The 19,546-nt window shown below is 63.9% G+C and carries 18 protein-coding genes; 13 read left to right on the top strand and 5 right to left on the bottom strand.

The window, feature by feature from the left end; all coding sequences use genetic code 11:
* Nucleotides 1-2 precede the first annotated feature (2 nt).
* Nucleotides 3-1,109 carry a molybdopterin-binding protein gene (locus JQ631_RS28520; RefSeq protein WP_212332797.1) on the top strand — a complete coding sequence of 369 codons (1,107 nt, stop codon included), beginning with the start codon at nucleotides 3-5 and terminating at the stop codon, nucleotides 1,107-1,109.
* Nucleotides 1,110-1,122: 13 nt separating this feature from the next.
* On the top strand, nucleotides 1,123-3,072 hold the full coding sequence (locus JQ631_RS28515) for a molybdopterin biosynthesis protein (protein ID WP_249161189.1): 1,950 nt from the start codon (nucleotides 1,123-1,125) through the stop codon (nucleotides 3,070-3,072).
* Between the two features lie 69 nt (nucleotides 3,073-3,141).
* Here JQ631_RS28515 and JQ631_RS28510 read toward each other — a convergent pair whose 3' ends face one another.
* The 3 genes from JQ631_RS28510 to fdhD all read right to left on the bottom strand — a co-directional run bounded on the left by JQ631_RS28510 (nucleotide 3,142) and on the right by fdhD (nucleotide 4,974).
* Nucleotides 3,142-3,387 (bottom strand): hypothetical protein, encoded by a 246-nt coding sequence (locus JQ631_RS28510; protein WP_212332570.1) that lies wholly within the window; start codon nucleotides 3,385-3,387, stop codon nucleotides 3,142-3,144.
* A gap of 74 nt (nucleotides 3,388-3,461) precedes the next feature.
* Nucleotides 3,462-4,139: a molybdenum cofactor guanylyltransferase MobA gene (gene mobA / locus JQ631_RS28505; protein ID WP_212332568.1), complete on the bottom strand. Its 678-nt coding sequence runs from the start codon at nucleotides 4,137-4,139 to the stop codon at nucleotides 3,462-3,464.
* Nucleotides 4,084-4,974: a formate dehydrogenase accessory sulfurtransferase FdhD gene (fdhD, locus tag JQ631_RS28500; RefSeq protein ID WP_212332565.1), complete on the bottom strand. Its 891-nt coding sequence runs from the start codon at nucleotides 4,972-4,974 to the stop codon at nucleotides 4,084-4,086. The genes mobA and fdhD overlap by 56 nt, the downstream gene beginning before the upstream one ends.
* A 207-nt stretch (nucleotides 4,975-5,181) precedes the next feature.
* Here fdhD and mobB point away from each other — a divergent pair, with 207 nt between their 5' ends.
* The 9 genes from mobB (at nucleotide 5,182) to JQ631_RS28460 (ending at nucleotide 15,539) form a co-directional block, all read left to right on the top strand.
* Nucleotides 5,182-5,709 carry a molybdopterin-guanine dinucleotide biosynthesis protein B gene (gene mobB, locus JQ631_RS28495; RefSeq protein WP_212332562.1) on the top strand — a complete coding sequence of 176 codons (528 nt, stop codon included), beginning with the start codon at nucleotides 5,182-5,184 and terminating at the stop codon, nucleotides 5,707-5,709.
* 9 nt (nucleotides 5,710-5,718) lie between these two features.
* The gene (locus JQ631_RS28490) at nucleotides 5,719-6,975 is read left to right on the top strand and encodes a molybdopterin molybdotransferase MoeA (protein WP_212332560.1); all 1,257 of its coding nucleotides are present in this window, start codon (nucleotides 5,719-5,721) and stop codon (nucleotides 6,973-6,975) included.
* 45 nt (nucleotides 6,976-7,020) lie between these two features.
* On the top strand, nucleotides 7,021-7,284 hold the full coding sequence (locus JQ631_RS28485; protein ID WP_212332558.1) for a sulfurtransferase TusA family protein: 264 nt from the start codon (nucleotides 7,021-7,023) through the stop codon (nucleotides 7,282-7,284).
* 383 nt (nucleotides 7,285-7,667) lie between these two features.
* The gene (locus JQ631_RS28480; RefSeq protein WP_433995531.1) at nucleotides 7,668-9,017 is read left to right on the top strand and encodes an L-lactate MFS transporter; all 1,350 of its coding nucleotides are present in this window, start codon (nucleotides 7,668-7,670) and stop codon (nucleotides 9,015-9,017) included.
* An 11-nt stretch (nucleotides 9,018-9,028) separates the two neighbouring features.
* A complete protein-coding gene (locus JQ631_RS32540; RefSeq protein ID WP_283841826.1) occupies nucleotides 9,029-9,151 on the top strand; it encodes an MFS transporter small subunit in 123 nt (40 codons plus the stop codon).
* A gap of 338 nt (nucleotides 9,152-9,489) precedes the next feature.
* A complete protein-coding gene (locus JQ631_RS28475) occupies nucleotides 9,490-11,199 on the top strand; it encodes an NADH-ubiquinone oxidoreductase-F iron-sulfur binding region domain-containing protein (RefSeq protein ID WP_212332556.1) in 1,710 nt (569 codons plus the stop codon).
* Nucleotides 11,196-13,964, top strand: a complete 2,769-nt coding sequence (gene fdhF, locus JQ631_RS28470; RefSeq protein ID WP_212332554.1) for a formate dehydrogenase subunit alpha — start codon at nucleotides 11,196-11,198, stop codon at nucleotides 13,962-13,964. The genes JQ631_RS28475 and fdhF overlap by 4 nt, the downstream gene beginning before the upstream one ends.
* A gap of 110 nt (nucleotides 13,965-14,074) precedes the next feature.
* Complete coding sequence (gene ybaK / locus JQ631_RS28465) at nucleotides 14,075-14,548, top strand: Cys-tRNA(Pro) deacylase (protein WP_212332552.1); 474 nt, start codon at nucleotides 14,075-14,077, stop codon at nucleotides 14,546-14,548.
* Between the two features lie 115 nt (nucleotides 14,549-14,663).
* Nucleotides 14,664-15,539 carry an NAD(P)-dependent oxidoreductase gene (locus JQ631_RS28460; RefSeq protein ID WP_212332550.1) on the top strand — a complete coding sequence of 292 codons (876 nt, stop codon included), beginning with the start codon at nucleotides 14,664-14,666 and terminating at the stop codon, nucleotides 15,537-15,539.
* A gap of 6 nt (nucleotides 15,540-15,545) precedes the next feature.
* On the opposite strand, the gene JQ631_RS28455 is transcribed toward JQ631_RS28460, so the two are convergent.
* On the bottom strand, nucleotides 15,546-16,241 hold the full coding sequence (locus JQ631_RS28455; protein ID WP_212332548.1) for a GntR family transcriptional regulator: 696 nt from the start codon (nucleotides 16,239-16,241) through the stop codon (nucleotides 15,546-15,548).
* Between the two features lie 149 nt (nucleotides 16,242-16,390).
* Here JQ631_RS28455 and tcuA point away from each other — a divergent pair, with 149 nt between their 5' ends.
* A complete protein-coding gene (gene tcuA, locus JQ631_RS28450) occupies nucleotides 16,391-17,782 on the top strand; it encodes an FAD-dependent tricarballylate dehydrogenase TcuA (RefSeq protein WP_212332546.1) in 1,392 nt (463 codons plus the stop codon).
* Complete coding sequence (gene tcuB / locus JQ631_RS28445) at nucleotides 17,769-18,869, top strand: tricarballylate utilization 4Fe-4S protein TcuB (protein ID WP_212332544.1); 1,101 nt, start codon at nucleotides 17,769-17,771, stop codon at nucleotides 18,867-18,869. The genes tcuA and tcuB overlap by 14 nt, the downstream gene beginning before the upstream one ends.
* A 3-nt stretch (nucleotides 18,870-18,872) precedes the next feature.
* Here the strand turns inward: tcuB and JQ631_RS28440 are convergent, their stop codons facing one another.
* A complete protein-coding gene (locus tag JQ631_RS28440) occupies nucleotides 18,873-19,541 on the bottom strand; it encodes an esterase/lipase family protein (protein ID WP_212332542.1) in 669 nt (222 codons plus the stop codon).
* Between the last annotated feature and the right edge of the window lie 5 nt (nucleotides 19,542-19,546).

The raw sequence follows: 19,546 nt of genomic DNA, 5'->3' as shown, positions 1-19,546 counted from the left end.
GCATGACCCAGCGCCTGCCGCCCTCGTTGACGCCGCTCGATACTGCGCTCGCTGCGCTCTTGCGCGGCGTTGATCCGGTCACGCCGATCGAATTGCCGCTGGCTGAAGCGACCGGCTGCATCGCCGCGGGGATGCCGTTGCTGCCGGCCTGTCCGCCGCGCGACATTGCGACCGTGGATGGCTGGGCGCTCCGCGCCAACGATCTCGTCGGCGCGTCCTCTTATTCACCGCTGCCTCTAACCACCCTTCCAACGTGGGTCGAGGCCGGTGACGCGCTGCCGCTGGGTTGCGATTGCGTGCTAGATGTTGACGCGGTGGAGGCGTCGGGCCCGCTCGCCCACGTGCTGGCCGAGGGCGTTCCGGGACAGGGTGTCGCGCGTGCCGGTCGCGACATCGCCGAAAACGCGCCCGCGGCCGCAGCGGGATGTCCTGTTGGTGCGGCGGCTCTGTTGCTCGCGCGTGTCGCGGGGGTAGACAAGTTGAGTGTCAGGCGGCCGCGGCTACGTATCGTCAACGTACCAGACGCAACGGCGACGATGCAGATGATCGCCAGTCTCGCGCGCGCGGCGGGACTCGATGCGAGCGCGCATGAAGCCGTCTCGCGCGATGCGGCATCGATCGCGGAGACGCTGGATCTTCACGCTTGCGATCTCCTGCTGACGATCGGAGGCAGCGGCGTTGGTCGTGCCGATGCCGCCGTCGCGGCGCTGGCCCAGCGCGGAGTGCAGTTCAATCATGGCCTTGCATTTCAGCCCGGACGCACCGCAGCTGCTGGGCGGCTCGGAAACGTTCCTGTCGTCGCCTTGCCCGGGTCGCCGGCTCAGGCGCTGGCGATCTGGCTCGCGCTGGTGCTTCCACTCGTCGATCGATTGTCGGCGCGACAGCCACGTCGGGCGGTGACCTTGCCGCTTGGGCGCAAGATCGCCTCCAGCGTCGGCATCGCCGAGATCGCGCTATTGGCCCAGGAACATGAAACATGGATGCCGCTTGCCGTGGGCGAATGGCCGCTCCAGGCCGTTGCCCGCGCAGATGCATGGCTGCTCATTCCTGCCAGCCACGAGGGATTTGCGGCGGGCGAGCCGGTCGATGCCTATTTGATGCGGGAATGATATGGGTTCCGGCATGACAATGATCCCAAGACCGCCAGACCGCAGTGCGCTCGAGCAGGAGCAGTTTCTTAAAATCCTCTCGCGCGAGGAGGCCCTGGCGCGCTTTGACGCTGCGCTGTTCCCGCGTCCGATCCCGAGTGAGGCGCGCAAGCTTGGTGATGCGCTCGGTGCGGCCCTCGCCGAAGACATCACCGCGCCGATCGACGTGCCGCCGTTCGATCGCTCCAATGTCGACGGCTTTGCCGTGAGCTCGGCCGATCTCTCAGCTGCTGGTGAAGGCGCACCGGTGCTGCTCGCGTTGAACAGCGAGACCATTCATTGCGGCACCGCGCCGGCGTTGCAAGTGGAGACAGGCACCGCCACGCCGATCGCCACCGGCGGCCCGCTGCCGCGTGGGTCCGATGCTGTGGTCATGGTCGAGCATACCCAGCCGGCGGGCACTGATGCGATCGACGTCCGTCGCGCAGTCGCACCGGGACAATTCGTGTCCTACGCCGGCTCCGATATCGCGCGCGGCGAAGCGTTGCTGCGCGCCGGCACGATCATCGGCTCGCGCGAGATCGGCATGCTGGCGGCCTGCGGCATCGCAGAGGTTAAAGTTGCACGGAAGCCGCGTGTGGCGGTGATCTCGACCGGTGACGAACTCGTGCAGCCTGGCGAGGCGCTTGCACCGGCGGCGATCTACGACACCAATGGTGCGATCGTCGCGGCCGCGATCGACGAGAACGGCGGCGAGGCGATCTTCTTCGGCGCCATTCCAGACGACGAAGCCAGGCTTGAGGCAGCCATGCGTGAGGCGTTGGCGGATGCCGACATGCTGGTGCTCTCGGGTGGCACGTCGAAGGGTGCGGGCGACCTGTCCCATCGCATCATCGGGCGGCTCGGCCAACCCGGCATCATCGCGCACGGCGTTGCACTCAAGCCGGGCAAGCCGCTGTGCCTTGCTGTCTGCGACGGCAAGCCGGTGGTGATCCTGCCGGGCTTTCCGACATCGGCGATGTTCACCTTCCACGACATGATCGTGCCGGCGCTGCGCAAGATGGCCGGAATGCCACCGCGCTCCGATGCCAAGGTAAGTGCGATCGTGCCGGTGCGCATTTCCTCCGAGCTTGGCCGCACCGAATTCGTCATGGTTTCGCTGGTCGAGGGCAAGGACGGCCTGATTGCCTATCCCTCCGGCAAGGGCTCCGGCGCAATTACATCCTTCGCGCAAGCCGACGGCTTTTTGCGTATCGACGCGCTCGCCGACCAGATGCCGGCGGGGACCGAGGCCGAGGTGACGTTATTCACACCGCATGTGCGAGTACCAGATCTCGTCATCGTCGGCAGCCATTGCACCGGCCTTGATCTCGTCACCGCGCCGCTTGCGCATGCGGGCCTCACCGTGCGCTCGATTGCCGTCGGCAGTCTCGGCGGGCTCGCGGCGGCCAAGCGCGGTGAATGCGATCTCGCGCCGATCCATCTGTTCGACGACAAGAGCGAGACCTACAACACGCCGTATCTCGTCGAGGGACTCGAGCTCGTGCCGGGCTGGCGACGGATGCAGGGCATCGTCTTCCGCAAGGGCGACAAGCGTTTTGAAGGGCTCGGCGCGAAGGAGGCTGTCGCCGCCGCGCTCGCCGACCCCGCCTGCATCATGGTCAACCGCAACCAGGGCGCCGGCACGCGCATTCTGATCGACCGGCTGCTCGCCGGCGCGCGTCCGGAGGGCTACTGGAATCAGCCGCGTTCGCACAACGCCGTGGCCGCGGCCGTCGCGCAGCATCGCGCGGATTGGGGCATGACCATTGCGCCGGTCGCCGACGCGGTCGGCCTCGGGTTCATTCCATTCGCCGAAGAGCACTATGACTTCGCGCTTGTGACAGCGCGCAAGCAGCGGCCGGCGGTGCAGGCCTTTCTCGATGCGCTCGGCTCGGATGAGACGCATACGCTGCTAGAGCGAGCCGGCTTTCGACCGGCGTAGCGCCGCTGTACTTGCGCAGTTTCGTCGGCTCGGAGCGCGATGGCGATGCGGATACTCCCGGATCGACGGTTACGACGCCTGGTCGATGCCGCTGGCCGCTTGAGCGGCTCGTTCACGGGCGCTTTCCCGCTCTTCGGCTTCTGCGAGCGCACGCTGCGCGGCAGGAGGTAGCGGCTTCGAATCCGGAGGGACCTCAACAATCTTGTCGCTGCCCGTCGCCTGTTGGCTCAGCCGCTTCGTGCGATCGATCGCGATCGAGAGATCGAACACGAAATCCACGACCGTGAAGATGGCATTCAGGAGAGGGTCGATCATGGCTGATCCGGAGGCATGTTCCGATCAGTAGTCGCTGCCGGCCTCCGCCTGGTTCGATGTCCCGTTGAACTCCACTAGGATGCAGCGTCCAGCGCCGCCAGCCGCTCGGCTTCGGTGATGTCCTCGATCGTATTGGCATTGAAGAACGGATCGAGTGGTGTGGCCGGCCATGTCACCGTCGCGAGCGGGTAGCGTGCGGTCCAGCGGTCGATCTTGCGGAGGTCCTCGTCGACCAGCGCGTGACGCAACTCGTTGCGCAAGGCGACGCGCCACAGGCCGATCACCGGATGCGACTGGTCACCTGATGCGGCGACGGCGAGTTGCGCCTTCTCTCGCTCGCGCGCCTCTTGCAGCCGCGCGACGAGGTCGCGTGGCAGGAACGGGCAGTCACCTGCGGCGCTCAGCACCCATTCGATCTCCGGCTTGTTCGCCGCGGTCCAGTCGAGTGCGGCGAGAATGCCGGCGAGCGGGCCGGGGAAGCCGGGGACATCATCGGCGACGATCTGCAATCCGAACGCGGCGAAGCGCGCGGGATCGCCGTTCGCGTTAAGGATCAATCCGTCACACTGGGATGAGAGGCGCGCGATCACACGCTCCAGGATGGTGCGGCCGCCGATGGTGCGCATCGGCTTGTCGCCGCCGCCCATGCGCCGTGCGAGGCCGCCTGCGAGCAGCACGCCTTGCGTTGCCGGAATGCTAGTCGTCACCACCTTCGCCCTTGCGCTTGTGCTTCGCCGATTCTTCCTCGACATATTCGAGGTTCTGGTCGTAGACGATCCGTTCCTCGCCGGCGAGCGCAATGAACCGCTTGCCGCGCGTGCGCCCGACCAGGGTCAGTCCCACCTGTCGTGCGAGATCGACGCCCCAGGCGGTGAAGCCGGATCGCGACACCAGGATTGGAATGCCCATCCGTACCGTCTTGATCACCATTTCCGAAGTGAGGCGTCCGGTGGTGTAGAGGATCTTGTCGGATGCGTCGACGCCGTGGCGGTACATCCAGCCTGCGATCTTGTCGACTGCATTATGGCGGCCGACGTCCTCGGTGTAACACAGCGGTTCACCCTCCTTGCACAGCACGCAGCCGTGGATCGCACCCGCCTCGAGATAGAGCGAGGGCATGGTGTTGACCGTCTGCGTCATCTGGTAGAGCCAGGAGGTGCGCAACTCGGCCTTGGGCAGCGCGACGCTCTCGACCGCCTCCAGCAAATCGCCGAAGGCGGTGCCCTGCGCGCAGCCCGAGGTCTGCGTCCGCTTCTTGAGCTTGGCTTCGAAATTGGTGTGGTGCTCGGTGCGCACGACCACGACCTGGAGGTCGTCGTCGTATTCGACCTCGGTGACCGCGTCATTATATTTCAGCATGTTCTGGTTCAGCAGGTAGCCGAGTGCCAGATATTCCGGATAATCGCCGATCGTCATCATCGTGACGATCTCCTGCGAGTTCAAATAGAGCGTCAGCGGCCGCTCCATCGGCACCTTGATCTCGACCCTGGCGCCGGTCTGGTCGGTCCCAATCACGCTCTGGGTCAGGCGCGGGTCGTCGGGATTGGGGACGATCAGGGGCACCGGGGTTTTGTCGATCTTCATCATGGCGGCGAGGTTAGCATGACATTCGGGTCAAGCCGATATAAGCATGGCCGGGAATAGGCAAAATGCCTCCGCTCGTCAGTGCGAGCGTAGCGAAGCAATCCAGAATCCTTCCGCGGCGACAGTCTGGATTGTTTCGCTAAGCTCGCAATGACGGGAAGGGAACGGTGGTTCCACAGGGACGATGCTGTGCGTGGAGACGGTGCTGGAATGAAAGTCATCGGCCTTGCAGGCTGGAGCGGTGCGGGCAAGACCACGCTGTTGTCGCGGCTGATTCCGCATTTCAATGCGCAGGGCCTGCGCGTCTCCGTCATCAAGCATGCGCATCACCAGTTCGACGTCGATGTGCCCGGCAAGGACTCCTGGCGGCATCGGGAAGCTGGTGCGGCCGAGGTTCTGGTGGCGTCGTCGAACCGCTGGGCGCTGATGCACGAACTGCGCGGTGCGGCCGAGCCGCGGCTGCCGGAACTATTGAGCAAGCTATCGGCCGTCGATCTGGTTGTGGTCGAGGGCTTCAAGCGCGAGCCGCATCGCAAGATCGAGGTGTATCGCGCCGGCAACGGCAAGCCGCTGCTGTTCCCTGACGATTCCGGCATTGTCGGAATTGCAACCGACACCGCGGTTGAAACCAGGCTCCCGACCGTCCATCTCGATGATGTCGAGGCTGCGGCGGCCTTGCTGCTGCGCGCCGCAATGCCGATCGAGGAAGCGGCGGCAAAAAGCGTAGCGACGCGCTGACGAGGCACCATGGCGCAACTGTCGGACGATTGCTTTGCCTTCGGTGGACCGATGATGTCGGTCGACGAGGCCGTGGGCCTGATCACGGCGCGCGTCAGTGCAATTGCCGATCTTGAGACGGTCGCGCTCGTCGACGCCGATGGACGCGTGCTGGCGCGCGATATCGCTGCGCCCCTGCCGCTGCCGCCCTTCACCAATTCCGCTGTCGACGGTTACGCAGTGGGCAATGCTGACCTTCCGCAAAAGGTGGAACAAGCCTTCCCGCTCGACGGTCGAATTCAGGCCGGCGGTTTGGCTCAAGCGCCGATCAAGCCCGGCCACACCGCACGCATCTTTACCGGCGCACCGATGCCGCCGGGGGCCGAAACGGTCTTCATGCAGGAAGATGTCCGCATCGATGTATCAGGAAAGGTCGTATTGCCGCCCGGGTTGAAGCCGGGGGCGAATGTCCGCCCGGCAGGAGAGGACATTCCCGTTGGGCACGCCGCATTGCGCGCCGGTCAGCGGCTGCGGCCCCAGCATGTCGCGCTTGCCGCAGCGTTTGGCCTGACGCAAATCGATGTGGTCAGGCGCATTCGTGTCGCGGTGTTTTCCACCGGCGACGAACTGGCCTCGCCCGGCGAGCCGCGCGCGGCATCGCAGCTGTTCGATTCCAACCGCTTCATGCTGATGGCGATGCTGCGCCGTCTCGGTTGCGAGGTCTCTGACCTCGGCATCCTGCGCGACGAGCGTACCTCGCTCGCGAGTGGATTGAAGCAGGTTGCGGGCCAGCATGATCTGATCCTCACCACCGGCGGGGTCTCGACCGGTGAGGAAGACCACGTCAAGGCGGCGGTCGAGAGCGTTGGTTCGCTCGTGCTTTGGCGGATGGCGATCAAGCCGGGCCGGCCCGTGGCGATGGGCATCATCAACGGCACGCCGTTGATCGGGCTACCCGGCAACCCCGTCGCGAGTTTTGTCACATTTGTCCATGTGGTGCGGCCAACCGTGCTGGCACTTGCCGGAAGTCTACCGGAGCCGCTGTTGCCGATGCCGGTGCGCGCGGCGTTTACCTACAAAAAGAAGCTGGGCCGCCGCGAATATGTGCGCGCCTCCTTGCGGCGCGCAGACGACGGCGCGCTCGAAGCCGTCAAGTTTCCACGCGAGGGCGCCGGCCTGCTGTCGTCGTTGGTGGAGACCGACGGCCTGATTGAGCTCGGCGAAGACATCACGCGCGTCGAGCCGGGTGAGAACGTAGGTTTCCTGTCCTATGCAGTCCTGATCTGAAGCCCCTGCGTTGACGCCCTTGCTCCCTCCCGCCATGTTGCGCTCATGACCAGAACGACGCTCGATCTCACCGGGCTGAAATGCCCGTTGCCGGCCTTGAAAACACGCAAGGCGTTGAAACCATTGCAGCCGGGCGATCAGCTCGAAGTCCACTGCACCGATCCGTTGTCGGTGATTGACATTCCGAATCTGATCCGCGAGACCGGCGACACGGTGGAGATCACCGAGCGCAACGACGCGCGCATCGTGTTCTTGATAGAAAAGGCAAATGGCTCGATAGGCAGCACCAATGCTGCGCTGCGTCCTTGAGCGCGATAGCGCGCGGATACCGACCATTTATCTATCGACATCGATCACGGCTTCTGTCCCAATTGGCTTTCTCCGCGCAAGTGCGGAGGTTGAGTCTCGTCTGCGATACGCGGATCAGCGGGCCACGCACGAAGCCGGCAATTCGTATCGGGCATAGAGCCCCGTCCGAGGGGTTAACTTTCAGACACGCGTGACGGTCTTGGCGCGTGTTGGGTGATTGTGCGGAGCAGCAGGGGCAACGGCTGCACCGCAATGGGCTGAGGAACAAGATCGTAGCGGCAGTCTTGCTCAGAAGGGCAGCTGCAGGGGAGAAACCGACGATGGGAATCTTATCATTTCTTGACCGCGAACATACCGTCGCGAAACCTGGATACAGCCGATGGATGGTGCCGCCGGCGGCACTGTGTGTGCATCTCTGCATCGGCCAGGCCTATGCCTTCAGTGTTTTCAATCTCCCGATGACCAAGTTGATCGGTGTGAGCCAGTCCGCACCTGACGATTGGAAGTTGACCGAACTCGGCTGGATCTTTTCGATCGCCATCTTCTTTCTCGGAGTCTCTTCGGCCGTGTTTGGCCGTTGGGTCGAAGAGGGCGGTCCGCGCCGGGCCATGTTCACCGCCGCATGCTGCTGGGCGGGCGGATTCCTGATATCGGCTCTCGGTGTTTATGCCCATCAGTTGTGGGTTATCTATCTTGGCTACGGCCTGCTCGGCGGCATCGCGCTCGGCATCGGCTATATCTCGCCTGTCTCGACGCTGATCAAATGGTTTCCCGACAGACCCGGCATGGCGACGGGTATGGCAATTATGGGATTTGGTGGCGGCGCATTCATCGCCTCGCCGCTTTCGGTTTGGTTGATGAGCAAGTTTCAGACCGCGACCCATATCGGCGTCGCCGAGACGTTCATTGTGCTCGGTGTGGTCTATTTCGTGTTCATGATCATCGGTTCAATCATCGTGCGCGTGCCGGCGCCGGGTTGGAAGCCGGCGGGCTATGTCGCGCCGACGCAGTCGAAGAAGCTGATTACGCGCAATGACGTGTTCGTCTACGACGCGCTGAAGACACCGCAGTTCTGGCTGATCTGGTGGGTTCTGTGCCTCAACGTGACCGCCGGCATCGGCGTGCTGGGACAGGCCTCGGCCATGAGCCAGGAGATGTTCCCCGGCCATATCACCCCGGTCGCGGCGGCGGGCTTCGTCGGTCTGATGAGCTTGTTCAACATGGGCGGTCGCTTCTGCTGGGCATCGATCTCCGACTATATCGGTCGCCGCAACACCTACTTCGTGTTCATGCTCCTCGGCTTCGCCCTGTATTGTACTGTTCCCTACACGGGGTCGATCGGTAGTGTGGTCGGGTTCGTCGTCTGCTTCCTAATCATCATCAGCATGTACGGTGGTGGCTTCGCCACCGTTCCCGCTTATCTCAAGGATATGTTCGGTACCCGCTATGTCGGTGCCATCCACGGTCTGCTGCTCACGGCATGGTCGATGGCGGGCATCTTCGGACCGGTGCTGGTCAACTACATCCGCGAGTACAATGTTTCGCATGGCGTGCCGAAGGCGCAGGCCTACAACACCACCATGTACATTATGGCCGGCCTGCTGGTGATTGGCTTTATCTGCAATTTCCTCGTCAAGGCCGTGGACGCCCGCTTCCATATGAAGTCGGACGATTCGCGCGGAACTGAACCCCAGGAAGCGAACGCCACGGCTCCGGCCGCGGCTCGGGCATAAGGATATTGATCATGAGCACCGAAGACCAACCGACCACGACGCTGCATTTGGTTCTTGCATGGGGGTTTGTGGGCATCCCGCTCTTGTTTGGGGTGGTGCAAACCCTCGCCAACTCAATGAAGCTGTTCCAGTAGAGCGCTTCTTCTTCGTCTTCTTCCAGGGCGCCCGGTCTCACAGTGAATGAGCGCGGGTTGCCTTGGAGGGTGAAGGAGGGAAGCTCCAGGGTTTTGAGTTCCACAGGACGTTGTGCGGGGGGCATGGCAGGTCGGCTGTCGGCCCCCTAAAGCATTATAGAGTCGTTCTAAATTCTCTCTTGCCTCTGGCATACCAGAGGCTAGAGTCTGTTCGACAAGGCTCGATCCACGGGGCGCGGGAGACGCGGTTCCCGTTGATCGGGTCTGGAAATAAGGGCGGATCGCGATGGCAATCCCGTTCCAGATCATCGCGCTTTTGAGGAGAACGCGACGTTTCCATGAGCAGCAACGACGACGTTCACAAAGTCAGAGAATTCGAGCATCCGGGCGAGGGCCGCCGGCGCGCCAAGGCCACGCCCAAGGGACGGCAGGTCGATCCGACCGCCTTGCATGAGATCGAGCAATTGCTCGGCGACAAGCCGCGGCGGCGCGATCTCCTGATCGAATATCTCCACCTGATCCAGGACACATATCACCAGATCTCGGCGGCGCATCTCGCCGCGCTCGCCGACGAGATGAAGCTTGCCTTCGCGGAAGTGTTCGAGACCGCGACCTTCTACGCGCATTTCGACGTGGTGAAGGAGGGCGAGCCCGACATCGCGCCGCTGACGATCCGCGTCTGCGACTCGCTGACTTGCGCCATGCTCGGCGGCGAAAAGCTGCTCGAGGATTTGCAGAGCGCGAGCGGCCCCGGCATCCGCGTGGTGCGCGCGCCCTGCGTCGGGTTTTGTGACAACGCGCCGGTCGCCGAAGTCGGCCATCGCTATGTGCTGAATGCGACCAAGGCTGAGGTGCTTGATCTCTCAGCGCGCGGTGAGACCGATCCGATCATTCCCGCCTATGTCGATTACGATGCGTATGTAAGGGATGGCGGTTACAAGTTGCTCGGTGACCTTCGCGCCGGCAAGGTCAGCAAGGAGGACATTCTCAAGGTCCTCGACGATTCCAGCCTTCGCGGTCTGGGCGGCGCTGGCTTCCCGACAGGACGCAAATGGCGCTCGGTGCTCGGCGAACCGGGACCACGCCTGATGGTCGTCAATGCCGACGAAGGCGAGCCCGGCACCTTCAAGGATCGCTTCTATCTACTTCGCGACGTGCATCGCTTCCTGGAAGGAACACTCATCGCCGCGCATGTCGTCGATGCAGCCGACGTCTACATCTATCTGCGTGACGAGTACCCGGCGGCCCACAAGCTGCTTCCGCTCGAGATCGCCAAGCTGCCGCCCGGCGGGCCCGCCATCCACCTGCGGCGGGGGGCGGGCGCTTACATCTGCGGCGAAGAATCCGCTCTTCTGGAAAGTATCGAGGGCAAGCGCGGCCTGCCGCGGCACAAGCCGCCCTATCCCTTCCAGGTTGGATTGTTCGGTCTGCCGACCCTGATCAACAATCTCGAAACGCTGTTTTGGGTGCGCGATCTCGTCGAGAAGGGTGCGTCCTGGTGGACGTCGCAAGGGCGCAACGGGCGCCATGGCCTGCGCAGCTATTCGGTCTCCGGCCGCGTCAAGGAGCCGGGCGTCAAGCTCGCCCCCGCGGGGCTGACGATCCGCGAACTGATCGACGAATATTGCGGCGGCATGGCCGATGGCCATCAGTTCTACGCCTATCTGCCGGGCGGCGCGTCCGGCGGCATCCTGCCGGCGTCGATGGACGACATCCCGCTCGATTTCGGCACGCTGGAGAAATACGGCTGCTTCATCGGATCGGCGGCGATCGTGATTCTGTCGCAGAAGGACAGCGTGCGCGCGGCGGCGCTCAACCTGATGAAGTTCTTCGAGGACGAGAGCTGCGGCCAGTGCACGCCCTGCCGCGTCGGAACCCAGAAGGCGGCGCAGCTGATGCAGAAGCCGGTCTGGAACCGCGCATTGCTGGAAGAATTGAGCCAGGCGATGCGCGATGCCTCGATCTGCGGGCTCGGACAGGCGGCATCGAATCCGCTGTCCTCCGTGATCAAATATTTCCCTGACGAGTTCAAGGAAGCGGCCGAATGACGAAGATTACGTTCGAGCTCGACGGCAAGCAGGTCGAAGCCAAACCCGGCGAGACGATCTGGCAAGTCGCAAAACGCCAGGGCCGCGAGATTCCGCACCTGTGCTATTCGCCGGCGCCGGACTACCGCCCCGACGGCAATTGCCGCGCCTGCATGGTGGAGATCGAGGGCGAGCGCGTGCTTGCCGCCTCGTGCAAACGGACGCCATCGGTCGGCATGAAGGTGAAGACCGAATCCACGCGTGCCGTCTCCGCACAGAAGATGGTGATGGAGCTGCTGGTCGCTGACCAGCCGGCGCGCGAGACCTCGCACGATCCGGATTCGAAATTCTGGCATTGGGCTGAAACCACTGGTGTCACCGAGAGCCGCTTCCCCGCGGCCGAGCGCTGGGAGACTGATGCCAGCCATCCAGCGATGCGCGTCAATCTCGATGCCTGCATCCAGTGCGGGCTCTGCGTGCGCGCCTGCCGCGAAGTTCAGGTCAACGACGTCATCGGCATGGCGTACCGCAATCACGGCTCGAAGATCGTGTTCGACTTTGACGATCCCATGGGCGAGTCCACTTGCGTGGCTTGCGGCGAGTGCGTGCAGGCCTGCCCGACCGGTGCGCTGATGCCCGCCGTGATGCTGGACGAGGCGCAGACCCGCGTGACCTACGCGGACAGGAAGGTGGATTCGCTCTGCCCGTTCTGCGGCGTAGGCTGCCAGGTGACCTATGAGGTCAAGGACGAGAAGGTGATTTACGCGGAGGGTCGCGACGGCCCTGCGAACCACAACCGTCTTTGCGTGAAGGGCCGCTTCGGCTTCGACTACATCCACCATCCGCATCGCCTGACCAAGCCGCTGGTGCGGCTGCCGAATGCGAAGAAGGACCCCAACGACCAGGTCGATCCCGCCAACCCGTTCACGCATTTCCGTGAAGCGAGCTGGGAAGAGGCGCTCGACATCGCCGCCAGGGGCCTCGCGAAAATTCGCGACGAGAAGGGCTCCAAGGCGCTCGCCGGCTTCGGTTCGGCCAAGGGCTCGAACGAAGAGGCCTATCTGTTCCAGAAGCTGGTTCGCACCGGCTTTGGTTCGAACAATGTCGATCACTGCACGCGGCTGTGCCACGCCTCGTCGGTGGCGGCGTTATTCGAAGGTCTGAGCTCGGGCGCGGTGTCGGCGCCGTTCGCAGCCGCGATGGACGCCGAGGTCATTATCGTGATCGGCGCCAATCCGACCGTGAACCATCCGGTGGCCGCGACCTTCATCAAGAACGCGGTCAAGCAGAACGGCGCCAAGCTGTTCGTGATGGATCCGCGCCGGCAGACGCTGTCGCGTCATGCGACCAAGCACCTTCAGTTCAAGCCGGGCTCCGATGTCGCCATGCTGAACGCGATGATCCACACGATCATCACGGAAGGCCTGACCGACGACCAGTACATCGCCGGCTATACCGAGGGGTTCGAGGACCTCAAGGAGAAGATCAAGGAGTTCACGCCGGAGAAGATGGAAGCGATCTGCGGCATCCCGGCACAGACGCTGCGTGAAGTGGCGCGCACCTATGCACGCGCGAAATCGTCGATCATCTTCTGGGGCATGGGCATCAGCCAGCACGTCCACGGCACCGACAATGCGCGCTGCCTGATTGCGCTGTCGCTGATCACCGGCCAGGTCGGTCGTCCCGGCACCGGCTTGCATCCGTTGCGCGGCCAGAACAACGTGCAGGGCGCCTCCGACGCCGGCCTGATCCCGATGTTCCTGCCGGACTACCAGCCGGTCGGCCGCGACGACATGCGCGGCGCTTTCGAGAAGTTGTGGGGCCAGGAGCTCGATCCCGTCCGCGGTCTGACCGTGGTCGAGATCATGAACGCGATCCACGCCGGCGAGATCAACGGCATGTATGTCGAGGGCGAGAATCCCGCGATGTCCGACCCGGATTTGCAGCATGCGCGCGGGGCGCTCGCGATGCTCGATCATCTCGTGGTGCAGGATCTCTTCGTCACCGAGACCGCGTTCCACGCTGACGTCATCCTGCCGGCCTCGGCTTTCGCCGAGAAGGACGGATCCTTCACCAACACCGATCGCCGCGTGCAGCTCGCGCGCCAGGTGGTCAAGCCGCCGGGGGATGCGCGGCAGGATCTCTGGATCATCCAGGAGATCGGCAAGCGCATGGGCCTGCCGTGGAATTATTCCGGCCCCGGCGAGGTCTACACCGAGATGGCGGAGCTGATGCCGTCGCTCAAGAACATCAGCTGGGAGCGGCTGGTGCGCGAAGGCGCCGTGACCTATCCGGCCGACGATCCGAACAAGCCCGGCAACGAGATCATCTTCACGACGGGCTTCCCGACTGCGAGCGGCCGCGGCAAGATCGTGCCAGCTCATGTCATTCCGCCGGATGAGCTGCCGGACGCGGAGTATCCGATGGTACTCTCGACAGGTCGCGTGCTGGAGCATTGGCACACTGGCTCGATGACCCGCCGCGCGCAGGTGCTCGACCAGATCGAGCCGGAGGCGGTGGCGTTCATGAGCCCGAAGGACATGCGCAAGAAGAAGCTGGTGCCCGGCGACTTCATTCGCCTGGAGACCCGCCGCGGCGCGGTCGAGGTCAAGGTCCGCTCCGACCGCGACGTACCGGAGAACATGGTGTTCATGCCGTTCTGTTACGCTGAGGCGGCCGCGAACCTGCTGACCAACCCGGCGCTCGATCCGTTCGGCAAGATCCCGGAGTTCAAGTTCTGCGCCGCGCGCGCGGAGCGGGCAGAGATGCGGGACGCGGCGGAGTAGGCCATACCAGTCATTGCGAGCGTAGCGAAGCAATCCAGATTGTCTCCTTGGTGGGATTCTGGATTGCTTCGCCGCTTCGCTCCTCGCAATGACGGTGGTAAACGTGGCGGATGTCCAAAGTCACCCCCGCCACCCGCGCGCTCACAGCGGCCGGCGTCGCCTTCACCGTTTATTCTTACGACTACGATCCTGACGCCGAAAGCATCGGCTTGCAGGCAGCCGCCTCGCTCGGTGAGGACCCGGCGCGCGTTTTGAAGACGCTGATGGCGCTGGTGGATGGCAAGGCGGTCTGTGTGATCGTTCCCTCCGACCAGGAAGTCTCGATGAAGAAGCTCGCCGCTTCCGTCAGCGGCAAGTCGGCGCAGATGATGAAGCCGCCGGAGGCAGAGCGTATCACCGGCTACAAGGTCGGCGGCATCAGCCCGTTCGGGCAGCGCAAGCCGGTCCCGACCGTGATCGAGCAGAGCGCGCTCGCGCATGATCTGGTGTACCTCAATGGCGGTCAGCGCGGCCTGCAGGTGCGCATGAATCCGGCCGATGTGCGTGATGTGGTGAAGGCGGTCGTAGCCGACGTGCTTGCCTGAGGTGAGTGCGAGCCGCAGGGCTGGTCTACGTAGCGTCGCTGGCCACCGGTCTTCCCTGCGTCTATTGCTTTTCCAAACACATGAGCGACGCGTGACGTCGGGGAGGGCGCCTGGGATGACTGACGCTATCGGGTTCATCGGTCTCGGTGTCATGGGCGAGCCCATCTGCCGGAATTTGCTGCGCAAGGGCCGACGCAAGGTGCTGGCATTCGACCTTGCCATGGAGCCGTTGGCACGGATCGTGGCCGATGGGGCGGTCGCGGCAAAATCGGTCGCCGATGTTGTCGGTAGCAGCGACGTCATCTTCCTCTGCCTGCCCAGCGCCAGGCATGTGCTGTCCGCCTTCGAGGGCGGCATCCTGCCGACGGTACGGCGCGACCAGGCCGTCGTCGATCTCGGAACGTCCGAGGTCGCGATGACGCGCGAGTTTGCCCGCCAGCTTGCCGAGAAAGGCGCCCTTTGGATCGACGCGCCGATCGCCCGCACCCGTCAGGCCGCGCAGGACGGCACCCTCAGCGTGATGGTCGGCGCGACGCCCGAACAGTTTGCGCAGGTCGAGCCGCTGATCCGCCATTTCGCCACCGATGTCACTCTTTGTGGCGGCACGGGAGCCGGGCAGATCACAAAAATCCTCAACAACATGGTGCTGTTCGAAACGGTGAACGCACTGGCTGAAGCTGTCGCGGTCGCCAGGCGAAGCGGCGTCGAGCCGCAGCTGTTGCTGGAGACGTTGTCGAAAGGCTCAGCCGACAGCTTCGCACTGCGCAACCACGGCATGAAGGCGATCGTTCCGAACGAGTTTCCATTGCGCGCCTTTTCGACCGAATATGCGATGAAGGATCTGAGCTACGCGCTCGAACTCGGTGAGCAGACCGGCGTCAAGATGCGCGGGGCAGCGCTCATACGCACGATCTTCGAGGAGGCGATCGCAAGCGGAATGGGCGATGCCTACTTCCCGGTCATCGCAAGGTTGCTCGATTCCGGCAAATGATCGCGATTACTGCTTCTGCAGCAGTTTGAGCCGGCAGCGCAGCGCCTCGCGGATGTGGGCGCGCGCAAGCTGCTCGGCCTTGTCGCCATCGCGCGCGGCGATAGCCTCGATGATGGCCTGATGCTCGCCGTGGCTTGTCGAGGGCCGCCCAGTCAGGGTGAAAGTGGTTGGACCGAGCAGGGCGATCCAGTCCTGCAATTCGCCTGACGCATTGTCGAGATAGCGGTTGCGCGCAGCGCGGCAGATCGCTTCGTGGAAGGCGCGGTTAAGCCTTGCTCTTTCCCTTGCCATCTCGGCGGCGTCGGTCTCTGGCGCCTCGACAAAAGCCTGCTCGATATCCCTGAGCGCGTCGATCTCGGGTGCGGAGGCGTGCTCGGCGGCCAGGCGCGCGGCGGCGCCTTCCATGATCTCGCGCATCGCGTAGAGCTCGAGCACTTCCGAGATGTCGAGATTGCGGACAATCAGCCCGCGGCCGCCGGCGGGCTCGACAAAGCCGCGCGCGGCGAGCCGGCCAAGCGCCTCGCGCACCGGCGTCCGGCTGACCTTGAGGCGCTGTGCGACCTCTTCCTCGCGCAGACGATCGCCGGCCCGGTAGCTGCCGGCCTGGAGCGCCTCGCAGAGCGAACGGAATACGGCTTCACCGAGCGCGACGCCACTGCCGCGCATGATCGATCCGCCTGCCTTTGCTGGACGTCTGGCCATGATCCCTCAAGGCGCATCCTGCCCATGCAGAGATGCCGCTTGTGCTGCTTATGTATATCTTTGTATACAAGCGTACGCAATGGCTACAGCCTTGACCTGGTCCGCCGGCGGGCAGAAGGTCTCTCACTTCGTCGCATCGGACAGACGGCATGGGCAGCAAATACGATGTGCTGGTGATCGGCGGCGGCAACGCGGCGCTGTGCGCGGCGATCTCGGCCCGCCGTGGCGGCGCGTCCGTGCTGGTGCTGGAAGGCGCGCCGAAATTCTATCGGGGCGGCAACACCCGTCACACCCGCAACATGCGCTGCGCCCATGACGCCGCGACCGAAATCCTGACCGGGCCCTACACCGAGGAGGAGTTCTGGGAGGATCTGCTACGCGTCACCGGCGGGCAAACCGACGAGGTGCTCGCCCGCCACATGATCCGGGAGTCCAAGGACATCCTGAACTGGATCGTGGAGCAGGGCGTGCGCTGGCAGCCCTCACTCGGCGGCACGCTGAGTCTTGGCCGTACCAACTCGTTCTTCCTCGGCGGCGGCCGCGCGATGCTGAACGCGCTCTATCTCACCGCCGAGCGCCTCGGCGTCGATGTCGAATACGATGCCGAGGTCACCGACCTCGTGATCGAGGACGGCATGTTCCTCGCCGCGCGTCTGAAGCGGCCGATCAAGGGCGAGACCGAGATCCGCGCGACCTCGCTGGTCGCGGCGGCCGGCGGGTTCGAGGCCAACATCGAATGGCTGAAGCAATACTGGGGCGAAGCCGCCGACAATTTCCTGATCCGCGGCACGCCTTATAATCGTGGCTCGATCCTGAAGATGCTACTCGCCAAGGGAGTGCAGGAGGTCGGCGATCCCACCCAGTGCCACGCGGTCGCGATCGATGCCCGCGCGCCCAAATTCGATGGCGGCATTATCACGCGCCATGACTCGGTCGTGTTCGGTATCGTCGTCAACAAGCATTCTCAGCGCTTCTATGACGAGGGTGAGGACATCTGGCCGAAGCGCTACGCGATCTGGGGCCGGCTGGTGGCGGCACAGCCCGACCAGATCGCTTACATCATCTTCGATTCCACCGTCGTTACCTCCTTCATGCCGACTCTATTCCCGCCCATCGCCGGGCAGACGGTCGCCGAGCTTGCCGGCAAGCTCGAACTCGATCCGGCCGCGCTTGAAAAGACCATCACGGAATTCAACGCCGCGGTGCGACCTGGCACCTTTGATCACACCATCCTGGACGATTGCCGTACCGAAGGCATCACTCCGCAAAAGACGCATTGGGCGCGTAAAATCGAGACGCCACCCTATCTTGCCTATCCAGTGCGACCCGGCATCACCTTCACCTACCTCGGGACGCGCGTGAGCAAGGAGGCGCGGATGCTGATGGCTGACGGCAAGCCGTCGGCCAACATGTTCGCGGCCGGTGAGATCATGGCCGGCAACGTGCTGGGTAAAGGCTACGCGGCTGGCATGGGCATGACCATCGGCAGCGTGTTCGGGCGGATCGCGGGACGGGAAGCGGCGAAACATGCACGGAACTAGGATCCTCGACGAAGCCGACCGTCTGATGACGGTCTGCAATTCCTGCCGCTATTGCGAGGGGCTTTGCGCGGTGTTTCCCGCGATGGAGATGCGTCGCGCCTTTTCCGATGGCGACCTCAATTATCTCGCCAACCTCTGCCATTCCTGCGGCGCCTGCTACGTCGACTGCCAGTTCTCGCCGCCTCACGAGTTTAACGTCAACGTCCCGAAGACGCTTGCCGTGGCGCGCGCCGAGTCCTACGCCGCCTATGCCTGGCCGCAGGCGCTGTCCGGTGCGTTTGCGCGCAACGGCCTCGTGATCAGCATCGTCGCTGCGCTCAGCATGGCTGCCTTCATTCTGGGTTTCGCCGCGCTGAACGACCGCAGCGTGCTGTTCGGCGTGAACACCGGGCCCGGCGCGTTCTACAAGCTGATGCCGCACAACGCGATGGCCGCGCTGTTCAGTGCGGCTTTCCTCTATGCGATCCTCGCGCTGGTCATGAGTGTGCGCGCCTTCTGGCGCGATATCGGAACGCCGATCGGTGGCCGGGCCGATGGCGGCTCGATCTTCCAGGCGATCCGCGACGCCGGTGAGCTGCGCTATCTCCATGGCGGCGGTGTCGGCTGCTACAACGAGGACGACAAGCCGACCGACCGACGGAAGCTCTATCACCATCTGACGTTCTACGGCTTCCTGCTGTGCTTCGCCGCGACCTCTGTCGCCACGCTGTATCACTATCTGCTCGGCCGCGAGGCGCCGTATCCGTGGTGGGATCTGCCTGTCGTGCTCGGTACGCTCGGAGGTCTCGGGCTCATCGTCGGTCCCGTCGGGCTGTTCATCGCGAAGTTGCGTCGGGCGCCAGAACTACTCGACGAGGACCGTTACGGCATGGACGTGGGCTTCATCGCCATGCTGTTTCTGACCGGTTTCACCGGCGTGCTGCTTTTGCTTCTGCGCGAAACTGCCGCCATGGGGCCATTGCTGGCGCTGCACCTTGGCGCGGTATTCGCGCTGTTCATCACCATGCCCTATGGCAAGTTCGTGCACGGCATCTATCGCTTCGCGGCGCTGGTGCGTTATGCGCAGGAGCGGCGGACGGCGGCGTAGCGGTCAGGCCGCGTTAAAGCGGCCTTCGTGAAGAAATGCAATCGTCTGCTCGATCGCGACGCCGTTGCGCGGCAGTCCGGTATGCGAGGCCTTGACGACGATATGGTCGGCCATGCCGGCCAGCATCGCGCTCGCAACCGAGACCCTTCCGTCATTCGGCTTTGGCAGAACAAAGAGACCGGCGACGGGATCGATAAAGCGATTTCCTGCGATCACGCCGACGGGATAATTCACGGCGGGCAGGGCATTTGGTCGCCTTGCTGTCGTGAGTTCGAGTCCGGCCGGACCGTAGAATGCGCGGTACAGACGAGATCCGCTCAGGAGGTCGGCAATTTCGCTGCCGCCATTCGGCGTACCAAGCATCACCACACCGCCAAGCCGGTCCGGCCGATGTTTCGCGATATAGGCGCGCGTTAGCAGGCCTCCCATCGAATGTGCGACGAAATGGAGCGGGGCGTCACGGTCGGCGAAGCCGGCGATATCGGGATGGATATCGTCGGCAAGGTCTGCGATCGGCCTGGTGCGACTGGCGTAGTCGATGTTGAGCGTTGCAAAGCCGGCCGCCTGGAGCGCCCGTTCAAGACACCTCAGGGATGCCGAGGTGCGCGCGATACCATGAAGCAGAACCACTCCCGGACATCGCGGGCCGCTGGTTTCAGGCGCCCCGTGCATCGTTC

Origin of the sequence: Bradyrhizobium manausense (assembly GCF_018131105.1) — a bacterium.
GTDB classification, from domain to species: Bacteria; Pseudomonadota; Alphaproteobacteria; order Rhizobiales; family Xanthobacteraceae; genus Bradyrhizobium; species Bradyrhizobium manausense_B.
The sequence above is the reverse complement of the archived record's forward strand: the minus strand, read 5'-3'. Positions and strand labels throughout refer to the sequence as shown.

Excerpts from the sequence above, each read along its gene's own strand:
- fdhD (WP_212332565.1), bottom strand. The coding sequence starts at position 4,974 with ATGATGAAGATCGACAAAACCCCGGTGCCCCTGATCGTCCCCAATCCC.
- JQ631_RS28475 (WP_212332556.1), top strand. The coding sequence starts at position 9,490 with ATGAGCAGCAACGACGACGTTCACAAAGTCAGAGAATTCGAGCATCCG.
- JQ631_RS28460 (WP_212332550.1), top strand. The coding sequence starts at position 14,664 with ATGACTGACGCTATCGGGTTCATCGGTCTCGGTGTCATGGGCGAGCCC.
- tcuA (WP_212332546.1), top strand. The coding sequence starts at position 16,391 with ATGGGCAGCAAATACGATGTGCTGGTGATCGGCGGCGGCAACGCGGCG.
- JQ631_RS28510 (WP_212332570.1), bottom strand. The coding sequence starts at position 3,387 with ATGATCGACCCTCTCCTGAATGCCATCTTCACGGTCGTGGATTTCGTG.
- JQ631_RS28440 (WP_212332542.1), bottom strand. The coding sequence starts at position 19,541 with ATGCACGGGGCGCCTGAAACCAGCGGCCCGCGATGTCCGGGAGTGGTT.
- JQ631_RS28480 (WP_433995531.1), top strand. The coding sequence starts at position 7,668 with ATGGTGCCGCCGGCGGCACTGTGTGTGCATCTCTGCATCGGCCAGGCC.
- tcuB (WP_212332544.1), top strand. The coding sequence starts at position 17,769 with ATGCACGGAACTAGGATCCTCGACGAAGCCGACCGTCTGATGACGGTC.
- JQ631_RS32540 (WP_283841826.1), top strand. The coding sequence starts at position 9,029 with ATGAGCACCGAAGACCAACCGACCACGACGCTGCATTTGGTTCTTGCA.
- mobB (WP_212332562.1), top strand. The coding sequence starts at position 5,182 with ATGAAAGTCATCGGCCTTGCAGGCTGGAGCGGTGCGGGCAAGACCACG.
- ybaK (WP_212332552.1), top strand. The coding sequence starts at position 14,075 with ATGTCCAAAGTCACCCCCGCCACCCGCGCGCTCACAGCGGCCGGCGTC.
- JQ631_RS28485 (WP_212332558.1), top strand. The coding sequence starts at position 7,021 with ATGACCAGAACGACGCTCGATCTCACCGGGCTGAAATGCCCGTTGCCG.
- JQ631_RS28455 (WP_212332548.1), bottom strand. The coding sequence starts at position 16,241 with ATGGCCAGACGTCCAGCAAAGGCAGGCGGATCGATCATGCGCGGCAGT.
- fdhF (WP_212332554.1), top strand. The coding sequence starts at position 11,196 with ATGACGAAGATTACGTTCGAGCTCGACGGCAAGCAGGTCGAAGCCAAA.
- mobA (WP_212332568.1), bottom strand. The coding sequence starts at position 4,139 with ATGTCGAGGAAGAATCGGCGAAGCACAAGCGCAAGGGCGAAGGTGGTG.
- JQ631_RS28515 (WP_249161189.1), top strand. The coding sequence starts at position 1,123 with ATGACAATGATCCCAAGACCGCCAGACCGCAGTGCGCTCGAGCAGGAG.
- JQ631_RS28520 (WP_212332797.1), top strand. The coding sequence starts at position 3 with ATGACCCAGCGCCTGCCGCCCTCGTTGACGCCGCTCGATACTGCGCTC.
- JQ631_RS28490 (WP_212332560.1), top strand. The coding sequence starts at position 5,719 with ATGGCGCAACTGTCGGACGATTGCTTTGCCTTCGGTGGACCGATGATG.